Genomic DNA, 17,390 nt, shown 5'->3' with positions numbered 1-17,390 from the left:
TTTAAATTTTTTTCAGTAAATCCTGGAGATAAGGATGAATCACAGCATTCTTATTCAGGGATTTCATAGTGGTTATTGCTTCCTCTAAAGGTAAAGATAGAATATTTTTCATTACCGGAATTCCTGTGACGGAACTTCTTGTAAATCCCATTGTACAGTGGATGAGGATTTGTCCGTCTTCGGGAAGTTTATTATAACGTTCTGTGATCTCTGCAATTAATATTCTGATCTGTTCAATGTCGGGAGTTCCGATGTCCAGAAAAGGGACAGAATGATAGTCTGTTTTTGTTTTTAGTTCGGATATTTCTTCCATTTCGGCAGACAGATCGTAAATTATGGTAGAACGGTTGAGTTTAAAATATTTCAGATCTGCATGCCCCGGCCTTGATGCAATATAAATATGAGGAGCAATCATCAGCGGTTTTTTATTTTTCCGGAAAAACCTCCATAATAGCCGGTATATTATAAGATACGGAGCGTAAAAAACTTTCTTTCCAAAAGGGATGTTTCCGTTTTTATCCTTTAAGAAGTGAGTGTGATTCTTTTGGTAATGATAGCCAATGAGGATTGCCATGAGAGCTGGCCAGAGCATCAGCAGCCCCGAAGTACCGACGTTTTTATCAAATATAAACGCGGCGAAAGCCATGATCCATCCTGACAGGAAATAAAAATTAGCGACCTGGCAATTCCGGTACCGGAAATCATTTTTACGGTAAGGAAACAGGATAAAACTGATGTAGGCAAGAACAGAACCGGATAACAGATCAATACAATGGTGCTGATAGGTTGTCAGGGTTGAAATTCCGAGGAGCAGGAGCCATAACATGAAAAAGTTCCGGAACCTTTTTAAATTTCTGAAAACCGACCAGAAAATAAACGCGTAGGCAATATGCAGTGAAGGAGCCTGATTAAAAGGAGAATCAAAAACGGTTAAAAACCGGAAGCAATAACTGAATAAAAAATGATCCGTCTCAGGCTTTGCCAATGAGAATTTCAATGGAAAAAGCAGGAAGCAGATGCCTGCTGTAATGGTAACAAAAAGCATTCGGCAGGTCAGAACTTTAAGCTGCTCCTTATTTTTACAGAGAAAGAATACCAGCACGAAAAATAATCCGCTGGTCATGTAAGGAATGATGGTCCACGGCAGGAATGGAATGTATTTTTCAAAATCAAAAACAAATGACGGAACGGCTTCCAGTCCTGAAAGATACCAGGCTGCATAATTGTAAACCGCTGTAAAGACAACTGCACAAAGAATAAAAGCAAAAAATTTCTGCTGTGTTTTCAATCGTTTTTCATCCATCTGGCTTTCCTGAACATAATTAAATTAAGCAATGAAGAAGGAAGGATGGACAGCGATTTCATCATCCATTTCATTTTTGAAGGAAAAATAATGAAGGTTTTCCTGTTTTCTATGGCCTGTGAAATTTCGGAGACGGCAGTGTCAACATCTGTGAGAAAAGGTTTTTTGCTTAAATCATACTGGTTGAGCTGTCTCAATTTTTCGGTATCTACATAGCCGGGAGCAATAGTGGTTACAGAAATTCCAAAAGGCTTCAGGGCTCTCCGGTAGGCATCAGCCATCTGAATTACGGAACGCTTTGTTTTGGTATAAAGACTTGAATTTTCATAGTTCAGTATCCCTGAAACAGAAGCGATCACGGCAATGCTCCCTATATTTTGCCCTTTCATGACTCTTCTCGCTGCTTCAAAGCAGTTCACGGTTCCCAGGATATTGGTCTGCAGCATTTCTTCCGCTTCTTCATAAGAGATTTTTCCGGCAACATCTTCAGCATAGCTTCCGGCACAGTTGATAAAAATATCAAGATCACGTTTATCCGCAAGAAAGAGTTCCAATGCGGATAAAACTGAATTCAGATCACGGACATCTGCCTGAAACGATTTTAATTTCTCAAAATTATTCTCAGGTATTTTAGTAAGATCTCTTCCGCAAACCCCTACATAGTGGCCTTTTGAAAGATAATAGCTGGCGAGTGCGTAGCCTATTCCGGATGTTCCGCCTGCAATAAAAATATTCATACGTCTATTGTGATATTCAATATTACGTAAAAATAAATTTTATCTGCCAAACCAACGAATTTAAATTAATCCTGGAAATATAAAGGTGCAGAAAAACAGTGTTTTTTAATCTTTAGTTATTTTTTTTAAGTATAAATACTTTGAATATAGAGGTTCACTTAAGTTTAAAAATCTATGATTTTTATGTATTTGCCGGTGTAAAATTTATCGGAGATAAAGCCTTTTATGTAGTCCGCAGAATGCATTCAATAGGGCAGATCTTAGTATAACTGTTTAAACCTGCCATTTAATAGGATGTCTGCCTGACACGGCTGATTATTTCTTGTAATCTTTTGTACGGCTGTCTAAACCTAACAGGTCTCCAAGACCTGTTAGGTTTTTATTAAGCACACCTATATATGTTCTGTTATTATATTTGAAAAAAATCTGCATAATCTGCTGGAGATAAAAACAGTTAAATCAATAAAAAATAAACAAAATTTAACAGCCTTAGCCAAAACCTGAAGAAGCTGTCTTTACTTTCTGATGCTCTTCATTGTCTGATCATAACCGTACTGCCACTGTTTTTCCATATCTTCTTTAAACTGCCGATACGTTTGAGGAAAAGAAAATCCGATCTCAAATGTATTCCAGTGGATGTTTTTTTTCAGGTAATGTCCTTTTAGATCTTCTTTTATAGAAACTGTGTCGATCTGAAGATCAGGGAGCAAATTCTGAACTTCAGTAAGCCTTTCATTTCCGCTGAATCCAAGTACGGAACGTACCAAAGCTTCCTCGGCAGGAGAATACATCTGTTTTTTTTCGATGATGACAGTATCAGCAATATGCCTTGCGAGTTCAACCGGGATAAGATCAACGGCTCCACCGGCAAAATATTTTCCCTGAAGAAAAACAGGGGCTACATAAAACATATCGGAAATAGAAATTCTGGTACTTTCAAGAAGAGATAGATCTGTTTTTACGGATGGAAGTTCTGCAATCGCACTGTTTTTTAAATGGGAAGACTGTATGATAATATTTTCAGGAACTATTTTCTCGGCAGTTTCCGGATCGGTGACAATTACTTTACGGTACAGTTTCCTGTCATTCCGTGGATGCCCGGCTTCTTCAGGGGTAAAAAGAATCTCTGAGCCAATGATTAACGTAGGGAATTCTTTAGAAAATGAAACGTTTTTTAAGGCAGGAAAAACTGTGGACAGATCCCGGGGCATTTCTACCAGATACCGGCTGAAAACATCTTCAATATAAGGTGCATTTCTTTTGTCAAGCATCTTTTTCAGAGTAAAAAGCCCGATTTTTGAAAGTTTTTTGTGCTGTGTTAAAACCGTGCTGGATACAAACCGGAAATAATCCTCCGATGTCAGGTAGTCTTTCCGGGAAAGATGGTCCGGGAAAGCATTAATCACTGTTGCTGCAAAAGCTCCTCCGCATGAAGCGATCAGAACATCAGGCTTCATATCCAGTTCTTCCAGGGCTGCGTACATTCCGAGGTAGATCATCATTCTTGTTCCGCCTCCGGATAACAGTAAAGCTCTTTTAAATTTTCCCTCCATATTTTAATTTTTTAAAAGGATGGGCAGGATCCAGAAGAACAGGGGAGCATTGAAGATCAGGCTGTCCATTCTGTCCAGAAGTCCGCCGTGGCCGGGGAGAAGGGTTCCGGTATCTTTTACGGCAGCCTTTCTTTTCAGATAAGACATAAAGACATCCCCAAAGAATCCGGAGATTCCAAGAAGGAGCCCCAGAACGGTATTGGTGAAAAAATCTGTTTTCAGGAGAAAGAATCCGAGGATATTGCTCAGCAGGACCGTAAGGCATACACCTCCCAGAAATCCCTCCAATGTTTTATTGGGGCTGATGTGGGGAGTGATTTTATGTTTTCCGAAGAATTTTCCCATCAGGTACTGAAAAACATCATTCAGCTCTGTAACCACCACCAGAAAGATGACGGCGCTGAGGCCGGAAGTCATTTTCCGGATCAGTAACAAATGAGGAAAAGCAAAAAGGCAGATCAGAAGAGCAATGAATATTCCTGAAATCCGGACAGCGGTCTTTTTTAACAGAATAAAATACAGTACAATGCTAAACGCCAACATCGAACTGTACAGAAAATAGTCGTTGATATTAAAAAAATAAAGCAGGATAAATTGGGAAATTCCCAGAAATACTGCTGTTGGCAGACGCTGTGAATCAATTTTAAAAAGTCTCAGAAATTCAAAAAAACACTGAAAGCCAATCCACGAAACGAAAATTTTCATGGCGACAGGATGAGATATCCCGAGTGCAAAAACAGCGATGATATACCCCCATGTCTTTACTCTCAGAGGAACGTCTGTAAATTTATTCTCTTCAGGCTTCATGCAGTGATTTCTTTAAACGGATATAAGTGCTGATGAGAAGAAGGCCAATAAGCAGTGCGAAAATATAAACAGATATCCCGGAAATGGCAACACCCAAAAACATTAAAAGCCCGTACAGTCCTATAATAAGAGCACGGTCGCTTTTCCCCATCGGGCCGTCATAGCGGCGTTCTTTTCCGGTTACTTTTCCCATCAGTCCTGCAAATTCATTGATGACGCTTAAAACGATAAAAATAACGATTAAATAAAGGCTTTCCGGCTGGAATTTAATCAGCGGAAAAAATATAATAACGTCCGAGACAATATCGCCCACTTCATTCAGAACCTCCCCCAGTTTACTGGTCTGGTTGAATTTTCTGGCCATCATTCCGTCTAATGCATTCAATGCCATTCTTACTAAAAGTCCGATAGGAAGACTCAGGAAAAACCATTTTGAAATGTCTGCATTCCAGAACAGTATTCCGATGATTACAGATAACAGGATGGAGCTGATGGTGATCTGGTTGGCTGTAATCTTGTTTTTATGTAAAAATAAAAGAACCGGAGTGAGCAGCTGCTGGAATTTTGGTTTGAGTTTATATACCGAAATCATGGTTGTTATGGTTTTGAAATTTATTAAGAATGATTTTCTAAAATCGGATATCCTCTATATTATCATAATTATCATTTTTTACTCCTCCAGTTTCAATAAGTTGATATTTTTCAACAAGATCAGAAGTCAAATATTCAATAGGGCCCTTAATCGAATTGAAAACGAAATTTATTATGGGGGAATTTATTAAACCTTTATCTCCTAATGTTTTAATGAAAAATTCGAAATCATTACTAATATGAAGGTACAATAGGATAGGACCATACCACCACTCTGTTTTGATATATTGAAAATAATCTATTTTTCTATTGGAAGCAATTTCTTTAGCTACTAAGTGTTCTTGAAATCTTAAATGACCAAAACCGTAATTTTTATTTCCAGTCATGGGAACAAGAATTTCACAGGGCGAAATTAGTTCTTCAATCCCTTTTTCTATCTCAATTTTAGTGTATTTGTACTTTAATGTTTTTAAAATATTCTTCGTAATATTTTCTAGATCCATTTCTCTTGCATTACAAGAATGTAAATGGAATGCTATTTTTTGAGAAATACTTTCAAGTAAAGAAGGTAAGGAGGATATCCTTGTTGAAATATGTTTTACATTGTCATAATATCCACAGAATAATTTTAATCTTTCTTCATATAATCTTATCTCTGTTGTAGGTAAACTTAGACCATTCTCAGCTAAAACACATAATGTTGTAGTTAACAAAGGATTTCTAATAATTTTATCCATCTCTTCATTTTGATTGATATGATTTAAAACTTTTTTTTGTATTGAAATATTTCCATCCATAAACCATTTATTTATAAATTCTATTCTTTGATTATCAGTAAATGGAAGGAGGGTTACTGAAAAAAAAGGAATTTTATTAATATATTCTCCATAGTATCTAGAGGATATAATAACTTGGATTTTAGTATAAATTTCTGAAAAATGCTTAATTAAATCCGGTAAGTTAGGTTGGAGTTTTATTGCTTCATCAAGTCCATCAAATATAATTATGGTTTTTTTATCTGTTAGATGTTTTTTTAATTCATTTAAGTTTATTAAAATTTCCATCTTCTTTAAATAGAACATAACTAATTTTTCAATGTATTCTGACCCATCAATTTTATCCTTAGAAAAGTTGATTTTGAAGTCCTTTATAATATAACCTAGTGGTAAGAAGAATATTTTCTTTTCTGATTCTTTCTTTTTATGTGCAAAAATTTCAAGACTTGTCGATTTTCCTGCGCCAGCTTCTCCTAGAACTGAAATATTTAAACCGGTTTCAAAAATTTCATTTATTGGAAGTCTAAATCTTATATTGTTAAGATGTTCTCCATAAACATAATTTGACTTTGTTCCTAAGGTTTCTTTAAAATCATGGTTTTGAAATTCAAAAAATTTTGAACACTGATTAATAATTTTATCACATTTACTAATAAAGTTTTTTAATTCTTTTTGATTATATTTTTTATTATTAATCCGTTCTATGCCACTTTCAATATATTTTCTTTTGTTTAATATTTGTTCACATAAATTTTTTCCAATAATTTTTATTCTAACTTTAAAATTATCATTTTTTACTTTTAGTAATTGTTGTTTTTTAGATTGAGTTTGAATAGAATTCTGATTTATTGCTATTTTACTCCTGTGATGCTTTATAATGGAATCAATGTTGTCAATTTCAAGTCGCTCATCCATACTTATGGTTGGATTTGAACTGTTCTTTATATCATTGATTTTTATGACTTCTCGATTAATATTTTCTGTAATTGAATTGTTCTCATTATTTAAGTAATCGATTTGTTTCTGAAGTAGTTGTATTTCAGTTGTATTTTCATTATAGGCTTGATATTTTTTTAAATATTTTTCTTTTATGATATGAATGTCTTGTTCAAGAAAAGATAAATTAAAGTCGTTTTTAATTTCAAAACAGATATTTTGAAACTTTTCCCATTCTTCAAAGTTTAATGTAATAGTTTTGGTTTTAGGTTCGAAACTGTTGTTGAAAAATAATTCAGTTGTTTGTTTTCCGATTGAGAAATCAACATCTGTATAGATCATTTTGATGTCTTTAACTCTATCTTTACCAAGCGCCTTTAGAAGAATATCATTACTGAATTTTGGCGTAAGTTTAGTTTTTATTTCAAAATCAAGTCCTAATAGGTCTTTAATTAGTTCTGGAGTTTTGTTTATAATTAAATCAGCAAGTTTTGCTCCATCTACTATTCTTATTTTATCTTGTTGTATGGTTGGAGAATCGTCATAAAAAGTCAACAGAGTTTTAGAGTCAATTTCATAAGTTGTTATAAGCCAGACTTTGGAAGGTTTGTGTGTAAAACCATCTGAATGAGGTATTCTCTTATTAAAGCATACTGATAACTGATTAGCGACTGTTTGAAAGCTGTTAGAGCTATTAGATGAATTAGTGAATTTGAAATGTTTTACTTGTGCAACATTTAAAAAGGGATCACCCATTGGGTCTTGCTCCCAAAAGATAATATCTTTTCCTTCTTCTGAAGTTCCTCCGAAAAATTCTACCTTATTGTATCCTAGCGTTTCCAGTAATGGTATAATAATATTTTTTGTAAGATTGTTTTCAGGATAATTTTTTATTGCCTCTATTAGTTTTTCTTTATCATACATATCATAGATATAAACATCTAAAATACAAAAAATCATTACAAAATTGCTTTGTATTTCTTTTTCCCCTAACTTTGCACAAACCTAATCTAATGAGTAAAAAGAATACAAAATACATCTTTGTGACAGGAGGTGTAACTTCATCTTTGGGAAAAGGAATCGTGTCTGCTTCTCTGGGACTTCTGCTAAAATCACGCGGTTTTAATGTAACGATCCAGAAACTTGATCCTTATATCAATATCGACCCGGGAACACTGAATCCTTATGAACACGGAGAATGCTATGTAACCGAAGATGGTGCGGAGACGGATCTGGATTTAGGTCACTACGAGCGTTATCTTGATGCTCCTACTTCCCAAAACAACAACGTTACCACAGGAAAAATCTATCAGACTGTAATTGAAAAAGAAAGAAAAGGAGACTTCCTCGGAAAAACAGTTCAGGTAATTCCTCATATTACGAACGAAATCAAACGCAGAATCAAAATCCTTTCAAAACAGAACTACGATATTATCATTACGGAGATCGGAGGAACTGTGGGGGATATTGAGTCTCTTCCTTACATTGAAACCGTCCGCCAGCTGAAATGGGAACTGGGCGAGAGCAATTCTATGGTTATCCACCTGACACTTCTTCCTTACCTGGCTTCAAGCGGCGAACTGAAAACAAAACCTTCACAGCATTCTGTCCGTCAGCTGATGGAAAGCGGAATTATGGCCGATGTACTGGTTTGCAGAACAGAACATAAAATCCCTAAAGATCAGAGATCAAAACTGGCGCAGTTCTGTAACGTTCCGTTGGAGAATGTGATTGAATGTAAAGATATGGAAACCATTTATGAGGTTCCTATGTATCTTCAGAAGCAGAACTTTGATGATGTGGTGCTGAAAGAACTGGATCTGAAAAGTGATAAGGACGCAGATCTTAAAGACTGGAAAAATTTCCTTAAAAAATTCCAGAATCCTAAGAAAACCGTGGAAATTGCCCTGGTAGGAAAATACGTTTCCCTTCAGGATTCCTATATTTCTATCGCTGAAGCATTTAAACATGCCGGCGCAGACCTTGAAACTGAAGTAAAAGTAAGATGGGTGTACAGCGGCGATATTACAGAAGATAATATTAAAGAAACGCTGAAAGGAGTGAATGGTATCCTTGTCGCCCCGGGATTCGGAGACAGAGGAATTGAAGGAAAAGTTCTTACCGCCAAATATGCAAGGGAAAATAAAATCCCGATGCTGGGAATCTGCCTGGGTATGCAGATCATGACCGTTGAATTTGCAAGAAATGTTCTTGGACATACCAAAGCAAACTCCGTGGAATTTGATACCGCAACTCCGGATCCTGTAATTTCATTAATGGAAGAACAGAAAAATGTAATTGATAAAGGAGGAACAATGCGTCTTGGAGCATGGAAATGTGCCCTGAAAAACGGTTCGAAACTGTCTGAAATTTACGGCAGTAAAAATATTTCCGAAAGACACCGTCACCGTTATGAATTCAACAGTGATTATCTTCAGGAATTTGAAAAGAACGGCTTCCTGGCAACAGGGACGAATCCTGAAACCGGACTGGTAGAAGCTCTTGAACTTCCTGACCACCCATTCTATGTAGGCGTGCAGTATCATCCGGAATACAAAAGTACGGTAGCCACACCGCATCCTTTATTCAGAGCTTTCATCAAAGCTTGTGAGAAAAAATAAAGAAATAAGGTAATTTTTTATCATAAACGTCTAAACATAAACTCAGGCTGATTATTCTCAGCTTGAGTTTATTATATAGTAACGTAGTAAAGCATAGAGTTTTGATAAAAAAACAGTATTTTTGTCAGCTCAAAAAAGTAATATCACTATTACTGATTAAAGTTTAAAATTTTTAATAAAAATAAAATGCAACAAAACAACGGAATCGATAAAAGTCAAATGATTAGTTTCGCGGTTTTATGCCTGATTCTTTTCGGTGCGATGTTCTATTTCCAGAATAAGCAATCGAAAGAAGAGCAGTTGAAAGCCCAGCAGCAGAAAACTGAACAGGTGAAAAATGCCGTAAAACAGACTCAGGCCAGCAATATCAATCCAAATGTCACTCCGAATGCAATTCAGACAGCCACCCTGTCCAACAAAGAATTGAACGTTGAATTCTCAAGTCTGGGAGGGCAGGTTTCTAAAGTACAGCTTTCGGAATATAAAGCATACGATCATAAAACAGATAAGGCAGATCTTCCGCTTTATCTGATCAATAAAAACAATTCAAACTACGGCTTCCAGTTTAAAGATAAAACAGGGAAAATTATTAATACTAAAGATTTAGTTTTCTCACCGGCAGTAAACGGAAACGCAGTAACAATGACTGCTAACTATAACGGTGCTGTTATTCAGTTTGTTTACACTTTATTAGATAAATACAGATTGGATTTTAAAGTAAGAACGCAGGGACTTGCCAATGTTACTGCGGACAACAAAGCCGATTTTATCTGGGATTACAGTGTGAGAAATGTGGAAAAGGGTAGAGCCCAGGAACAGTCTCACTCAGAATTCTCCTATGCTTTCAATAATTATAAAGACTATGATTATGACGGGAGAACAACTATGGAGGAAGAAAAAGAAACTCTTAACTGGATTGGAGTAAAACAGCAGTTCTTCTCTTCCGTGATTGAAGCGAGAAACGGTTTTACACACAGTAAAGGAAATCAGGAAAATATTGAAGAAGGAGAATACCTGAAGAAATTAAATTTTGAAGGTTTTGTACAGATGACCGGGAGCGAGCTGAACCAGGATTTTACCTGGTACTTTATGCCGCTTGACCTGAAACTTCTGAAATCTTACGATAAGAATTTCGATGAGATCCTTCCTTTAGGCTGGTCATTTATCGGGGCTATGAACCGTTACTTCTTCATGCCGATGTATAATTTTATAGCAAGCTGGGGATTAACGGCAGGCTGGGTGATTTTCTTAATGACGATCATTGTAAAGCTTATTCTTTCACCAATCATGTATAAGCAGCACAAGCTAAGTGCAATGATGAAAGTGATCCGTCCTGAAATTGATGAGGTAAATGCTAAATTTAAGGATGCAGATCCGATGAAGAAACAGCAGGCTACTATGGAAGTGTACAGGAAAGCAGGAGTGAACCAGATGGCAGGATGTCTTCCGGCGCTGGTGCAGATCCCGATCTTCTATGCTTTATTCCGTTTCTTCCCGAACTTTATTGATCTGAGAGGACAGGGCTTCTGGTTTGCAAAAGACCTTACGGCTTATGATGACCTGATCAAGCTTCCGTTTAAAATTCCATTCCTGGGAGACCATTTAAGTGTTTTCGCCCTGGCTTGTACCGTGGTGATTCTTATCTACACCGTAATGACTTCCGGAAATATGCAGCAGCCTCAGCAGGAAGGAATGCCGAATATGAAGGTATTGATGTACATCTTCCCGATTACATTCCTGTTCTTCCTGAATACATCGGCATCCGGACTTTCATGGTATTATTTTGTATCGAATGCCATTAACATCCTGATCATCCTGGTCATTAAATACTGGATCCTGGATGAAAAGAAAATTCATGCCCAGATTCAGGCAAATAAGGAGAAACCTAAGGCTGAAGGAAAATTCCAGAAGAGAATGCGTGAGATGATGGAGAAGGCGCAGGAACAGCAAAAAACTCAGGAACAGCAGAGAAATAAAAAGAAATAATCTATATAAAAAAGAGAAGCATACCTGACTTCTCTTTTTTTATTTGAAAAAAACGGCTTCCGATCTGATCAGGAGCCGTTTGTATTTTAATAGGTTCAGAAGCTTGAGAAGGACAAAAATAAAATTCCGGTATTTAATCTCCGGTTTTCTTTCGTTTCTCCATCGCATTAATCATATTTCAACCTGAAAGACTGCCTGTGGTATTTCGTCGGTCCGTGCTTGATCAGTGCCTGCTGATGAGCTTTCGTGGCATATCCGAAATTGGTATTCCAGCCGTATTCGGGATGCTCTTCGTGAAGCTCTATCATCAGTTTGTCCCTGTAATTCTTAGCTAAAATGGAAGCGGCTGCAATAGAGAGAACTTTTGAATCTCCTTTAATGATACACTGATGAGGAATATAATTGTAAGGATGAAATTTATTTCCGTCTACAAGAATCAGTTCCGGTGTGATCTCCAGCTGATCTAAGGCGCGGTGCATGGCATGGATGCTTGCGTTAAGGATATTGTGCTCATCGATGAACGAAGGAGGAAGTTCTGCAATGGCATAGCTTTTTACGTTGTCCTTGATATAGCTGTCCAGCTCCATTCTCGTTTTAAATGTAAGCTGTTTAGAATCATTAACGAGCTCGTGCTTAAAAGTATCATCTAAAATAACAGCTGCCGCAACAACAGGCCCGCTAAGGCATCCTCTGCCTACTTCATCACATCCTGCCTCAATATAGAGGTCTGTCCATTTCTGCAGTAATTCCATGAGTAACAATAGTATCTGTATTACGCATGTAAAAGTAGTGAAATTATAAAATTTACAAAAATGCAGTTGGTGCATCCATATATTTACTTTGGTAGATAAAATATTCTGATCTGGCTGTTTAGCTATAATATTGATAAAACATTATGTGTTTTTCTTTTTTAATGATGGTTATTTTTTTTGTGAACAATTTATGGTATTGATCTTTTTTTTGTACAGTATTATTATGTAAAAGGATCTATTACTATGAAATTTATTTCATTTTTTTAGAAAAGCACATGTTTTTAATTCGTAAAAAATAGTCAGATTAGATATGAATAAATTAATTACAAGTGTTTTAGCGGTAGTTCTGTCTTCATCTTTTGTTGTAGCCAATGCACAGAATGGGTCACAGAATGACACTTTAAAAACTAATGAGATCCGGGAAATAGTTGTAACAGGGGCATTAGGCATCAAGAAAAGACAGGATGCCGTTACATCTTCCAATCAGGTAGTAAATGCTGCTGAGATTACCCAGGCAAACAACCCGAATGCGGTTCAGGCATTAACAGGTAAGGTTTCCGGTTTACAGATTAATACAACCAATACTTCTGTAAATTCTACGGCAAGAGTGGTTTTGAGAGGTCCAAGATCAATTTCAGGAAATAATCAGGCTCTCGTGGTAATTGACGGGGTAATTTCCACGATGGGAATCTTTCAGAATCTTCCTCCTGAAATTATTGAAAACATCAATGTGATCAAAGGAATGCAGGGAGCCGCTTTATATGGTGAGAAAGGAAGTAACGGGGTTTTGGTAGTAACGACAAAGAAAGGTTCAAAGTCTGAAAAATTACAGTTTTCACTAACCAATTCTGTTGATTTTTCTTCGGTATACAAACTTCCGTTTTTCCAGAAACTTTACGGGCAGGGCTGGCCGGGCGATTCTTTTAACACCACGGAATATGGAGGGACAACGTGGACTCCTTATGAAAATTCAGCGTGGGGACCGGCCTATAACTCAGTATTGGGAGGACAGGATTTGTATGTAGGGCTCCCCCAGGCCAATAATCAGTTTCTGAGAGAAACTTTTTCACCCAAAAAAAATCATGTTGCCAACTTTTTTAAAACCGGAGTTTTGTTTCAGAACGGAATTTCCGTTTCTGCGGGAGGTTCAGATTCTTATGTGTTCTTTTCCGCCAACAGAACCCAGAATGATTTTGTTGTGGAAAAAGACAATCTCAAGAGAAATAATTTCATTTTCAAAGCAGGAAAAAGATTGGGGAAATTCAGAATTGACGGTAATGTCAATTACCTGGATCTGAGTACTTCCGAAACCTCTTCGGGACTGTACGATCAGCTACTGCAGACACCGGCTAATGTGGATATCAGAAGGTTCAGGTATTCCCTGCCGGATGCAGGACACTCAATGTATATCACCAATCCTTACTGGACTATTGACAATGAAAGATATAATAGTAAAAGCAGAATGTTTACCGGGCTAATCAATCTGGAATACAATTTAAATAAAAATGTTTCTTTTACCTATGCAGGAACATTTGCTTCCGGATCTGCAATTTCCGAAAGTCATCTTAATGCATTTGCGTTTGACAGGGTGTATGAAGGAACCGGCACTTATCTGGACGGGCATTCACCGAGCGATAATGTATTTGCCAGAGAACCTATTGTCTCTAATTATTATAAATCTGTAAACTCTTCTTTCCGGTATTATGGCGATCTGATGGCTAATTTTGATTATGATCTTACGGACCTGATCAATATGAAATTTAACGTGGGACATAATATTCAGGACGCAGGAGGTTCTACGGCACAGGTGGGAGGAACCAACCTTAAAATCGAGGGATGGTACCATATCAATAACGTACTGAATCCGGATCCGTTTTACAGCCTTGATAATACCAAAACCCGCACAAGATCCTATGCCTGGTTTGCCAATTTAGATCTTGCCTATAAAGATTATCTTTTCCTGAATTCCACGTTCAGGTATGAGAAAAGCTCACTTACAAGTGTGAATCCTGTGGATGTTAACGGAAATCCATTACCTTTCAGTAATAAGGCGTATGCTTATTATTCGGTGGGAGGGTCTTTTATTCCTACAAAAGCATTTGAAAACCTGAAAGGGAAAATACTTAATTATGCCAAACTAAGTATTTCATTCAGCAGGGTAGGGAATGTGCAGACTATCCCTGTGTACGGGCTGGACCGCGTAGGATCTTTCCCGACAGGCTATCCTTTCGGAAATTTATCATCATCCCTTCCCACAACTTCGTTTTATGCCCAGGATATAGAACCTGAGTTTTACAATTCCAAGGAAGCCGGTTTACAGCTGGGGTTCTTTAACGACCGAATTACTTTTGAGGGATCTGTATTCAGAAATGACACCAATAATATGATTACTTCAGTTACTACGTCTTCTGCATCCGGAATTACCAGTATTCTTAATAATATAGGAGACAGCCGTAATCAGGGATTTGAACTGGATCTTGGCTTCACACCTGTTAAAACAAAAAATTTCGAATGGAAAATAAGAGGGTCATATTCTACTTACAGAACAAAAATCCTCTCTCTCGCTGATGGATCTGATGAAACACCGCTGAGTGTGATTGGAAGACCGACAGTAGGAATCTATGCTGTGGTAGGAGAAGATTTTCCAATGATTAAGGGAACAAAATACCAGAGAGATCCGGACGGAAATATTATCGTTGACCGGAATGGGAACCCATTAACCACTTCTACGCTGGAGGTTCTTGGAAAAGTAAATCCGGATTATATTTTAGGTTTCAGTACCTCATTTAAATTTAAGGGAATCACCTTGAGTGCTGTGGCTGATTACAGAACAGGAAACAGCTTTGTTCCGCTTTCCAAAGAACTGCTGGCCTATGCCGGTCATCTGGAACAGACCGCTGCTTTTGACCGCAGCCAGGGATATGTAGTACCTAATTCAGTTCAGCTGATCAACGGACAGTATGTTCCCAATACAACACCGGTAGGAGATGATCCTTCTTATTTCGGAACAAATGCCTATTTCACAGAAGGTAATTTCAGGAGAGTGGGTGAGGAACATGTCATTGACGGAACCGCTTTCAAAATAAGAGAAATTGCCCTCAGCTATGATATTCCAAAATCCATGTTGAGAAGCACATTTGTTAATTCGTTGACCGTAGGAGTATATGCCAGAAATCCATGGGCAATTTATGCAAAGAGTAACAGGAACTATGCAGATCCTGAAACCGCTACTACGAGCGGGAATGCTGCGGGACTGGCTTCCACGGGACAGTATCCTACTATAAGAAACTTTGGCTTCAATTTAAACGTAACCTTCTAATTATTGAATAAAAATGAAAAAGAATATACTTTTTACCACCTTAACTCTTGCTGCATTAAGCATAGCTGTATCTTCCTGTTCCAATGATTATCTGGATATCAATGATAATCCCAATGCAATACAGGCAGAAGAGATTACCCCCGATCTGTTACTTCCGGGAGCGATCAGTACAGCTTATAGAACACAGGCAGGAACAATGGTGCAGTTTGGAAATTTAATGATGAACAGCTGGGCCGGGAACTCATATAGCTTTGGAGGGGCATTCTCCAGGGAATTTAACCTGGGATCAATAGACAATACTTTTTATACAGGGATATGGGGGCTGTATCCAAGACTGGCTAATTTTGCTCAGATTGAAATTTATGCTAATGCAGACCATAAGCAGGATAATTATATTGCCATTGCCAAGATTATGAAAGCTTATTATATGCAGTATATTGTGGATCTTTACGGAAATGCCCCTTATTCGGAAGCCTTCAGAGGAAGAGATAATATGACCCCGAAATACGATCAGGACTCAGATATTTATAAAAGGCTGATCACCAGTCTGGAAGAAGCCAATGCTATTATTGCTGCGGAAGAAGAAAATGCTGAAGATCCTTCATCCGTAGATATTGTTTTCCATGGAGACATGCAGAAGTGGAAAAAGTTTTCCAATACCATTAAGCTGAGAATGCTTGTCAGAATGTCTAAAGTTACAGGTGATCTGGCAGCGTACAGAGATGCCAAACTGCAGACTCTGGCCGGTGCGGATTTTATTGATGAAGAAGTATTGGTGAATCCCGGATATACTGCTTCCAATGACGATCAGATGAATCCTTATATGCTTACCTGGGCAAGATATTCCGGGGGAACGCAGGTGCAGAATTATGGACTGATTGTGGCTTCTGAACATATCGCCAATGCTTTGGAAGGAAATATAATACTGAATGATCCTAATTATTCTAAATTCACAGGATTAAAAGATCCCAGAAGAAGCAGACTGTTTACCAATGTTACCTCTGTTGATGCAGGCGGAGCACCTTTTACCGGTTTAAAGGGAATCAGACAGGGGGCTGTTCCTGGCCAGCCGGGTGCGCCTATCAGCAATACGAACACCTCAAAATTAGGAATAGGTAATTTTTCCGGAGCTGCGGCAGTAAGTACCTGGGGGGATGTGATAGAGGTGAATAATGAGCGGGGCGGAGTATTAATGTCAGCCGCTGAAAGCAGTTTTCTTCAGGCAGAAGCAGCACTCAGATGGCCTTCCGTATTTACATTCAGTGCACAGGCGAAATTTGAAGCAGCCATCAGATCTAATGCATCATGGCTGGGAGCAGCTGCAGGGGCAACAAATACATATATAACCGCTGCTAATGCGAGACCGGGACTGGGATGGACGGGTTCTACCCAGCAAAAAATTGAAGCGATCATGACGCAGAAATGGATCGCATTAACCAACATCAATCCTACGGAAATGTTTATTGAATATAACAGAACAGGGTATCCGTGGACACCGATGGCCGTTACGGCTCAGCAGCCGAATAAGCCTTACCGTCTGATTTATCCGTTTTCAGAATACGCAGCCAACGCAGCTAACGTTCCTGCAATGTCCGGAGCAGATGTCTTTGTCAGAAATCAATTTACTCCGTTCTGGAATAAAAACTAATTTTAACAGCAAATTTTACATATTTTTTTAGCCGCCTCCGGGCGGTTTTTTTGTGATATAAGGTCCCGGGTTTCTTTTTTGCTCACAGTCTTGCTTATATTTCATCCGGATAACCCAAATTCGGGCTGAAGAGTGAAAAGTAAAAGCTGAAAGCCCGGAAAATACAGCTTGGTAAATTTATGCACGGACAAGTGATGTTGAAAAATATATCGTTGCATTGTGAAAAAAAGAAAGGCAGGAATTTTTACCTTTCTAAATGTTAAATTTTTAATAAATTTCTTTGTTTTATAAGGGATTGCGGTATGTTTATTTTTAATTGAATGTTTTTAATTAAATGATGTTGATAGGTGTTTAATATTTT

General features: G+C 37.7%; 11 protein-coding genes. 4 read left to right on the top strand and 7 right to left on the bottom strand.

Translation table 11 applies throughout. From position 1 onward, the window contains the following. Position 1 precedes the first annotated feature (1 nt). The 6 genes from AC106S_RS17200 to AC106S_RS17175 form a co-directional block, all read right to left on the bottom strand. A complete protein-coding gene (locus AC106S_RS17200; RefSeq protein ID WP_482440921.1) occupies positions 2 to 1,288 on the bottom strand; it encodes a phosphatase PAP2 family protein in 1,287 nt (428 codons plus the stop codon). Next, positions 1,285 to 2,040, bottom strand: coding sequence for an SDR family NAD(P)-dependent oxidoreductase (locus tag AC106S_RS17195; protein WP_482440920.1), 756 nt, complete (start codon positions 2,038 to 2,040; stop codon positions 1,285 to 1,287). The genes AC106S_RS17200 and AC106S_RS17195 overlap by 4 nt, the downstream gene beginning before the upstream one ends. 515 nt (positions 2,041 to 2,555) lie before the next feature. Continuing rightward, positions 2,556 to 3,593 (bottom strand): patatin-like phospholipase family protein, encoded by a 1,038-nt coding sequence (locus tag AC106S_RS17190; RefSeq protein WP_482440919.1) that lies wholly within the window; start codon positions 3,591 to 3,593, stop codon positions 2,556 to 2,558. Positions 3,594 to 3,596: 3 nt separating this feature from the next. Continuing rightward, positions 3,597 to 4,400 (bottom strand): phosphatidate cytidylyltransferase, encoded by an 804-nt coding sequence (locus tag AC106S_RS17185; protein WP_482440918.1) that lies wholly within the window; start codon positions 4,398 to 4,400, stop codon positions 3,597 to 3,599. Beyond that, complete coding sequence (locus AC106S_RS17180) at positions 4,390 to 4,992, bottom strand: CDP-alcohol phosphatidyltransferase family protein (protein WP_482440917.1); 603 nt, start codon at positions 4,990 to 4,992, stop codon at positions 4,390 to 4,392. Before AC106S_RS17180 ends, AC106S_RS17185 begins: the two co-directional genes overlap by 11 nt. Positions 4,993 to 5,029: 37 nt before the next feature. Continuing rightward, positions 5,030 to 7,627: an NACHT domain-containing protein gene (locus AC106S_RS17175; RefSeq protein WP_482440916.1), complete on the bottom strand. Its 2,598-nt coding sequence runs from the start codon at positions 7,625 to 7,627 to the stop codon at positions 5,030 to 5,032. An 89-nt stretch (positions 7,628 to 7,716) separates the two neighbouring features. On the opposite strand from AC106S_RS17175, the gene AC106S_RS17170 reads away from it, so the two are divergent. Together AC106S_RS17170 and yidC are read left to right on the top strand one after the other, a co-directional pair. Next, complete coding sequence (locus tag AC106S_RS17170; RefSeq protein ID WP_482440915.1) at positions 7,717 to 9,324, top strand: CTP synthase; 1,608 nt, start codon at positions 7,717 to 7,719, stop codon at positions 9,322 to 9,324. A 186-nt stretch (positions 9,325 to 9,510) separates the two neighbouring features. Beyond that, positions 9,511 to 11,310 (top strand): membrane protein insertase YidC, encoded by a 1,800-nt coding sequence (gene yidC, locus AC106S_RS17165; protein WP_482440914.1) that lies wholly within the window; start codon positions 9,511 to 9,513, stop codon positions 11,308 to 11,310. Positions 11,311 to 11,477: 167 nt separating this feature from the next. On the opposite strand, the gene AC106S_RS17160 is transcribed toward yidC, so the two are convergent. Beyond that, positions 11,478 to 12,062, bottom strand: coding sequence for a ribonuclease HII (locus AC106S_RS17160; protein WP_482440913.1), 585 nt, complete (start codon positions 12,060 to 12,062; stop codon positions 11,478 to 11,480). 310 nt (positions 12,063 to 12,372) lie between these two features. Here AC106S_RS17160 and AC106S_RS17155 point away from each other — a divergent pair, with 310 nt between their 5' ends. Both AC106S_RS17155 and AC106S_RS17150 read left to right on the top strand, forming a co-directional pair. Further along, on the top strand, positions 12,373 to 15,381 hold the full coding sequence (locus tag AC106S_RS17155; RefSeq protein ID WP_482440912.1) for a SusC/RagA family TonB-linked outer membrane protein: 3,009 nt from the start codon (positions 12,373 to 12,375) through the stop codon (positions 15,379 to 15,381). Positions 15,382 to 15,394: 13 nt separating this feature from the next. Beyond that, positions 15,395 to 17,029: a SusD/RagB family nutrient-binding outer membrane lipoprotein gene (locus tag AC106S_RS17150; protein WP_482440911.1), complete on the top strand. Its 1,635-nt coding sequence runs from the start codon at positions 15,395 to 15,397 to the stop codon at positions 17,027 to 17,029. The last annotated feature ends 361 nt before the right edge of the window (positions 17,030 to 17,390 follow it).

It is taken from the genome of Chryseobacterium sp. FR054, from assembly GCF_056844565.1.
Note: the sequence above shows the minus strand (reverse complement) of the source record. Positions and strands in the feature narration are given on the sequence as shown.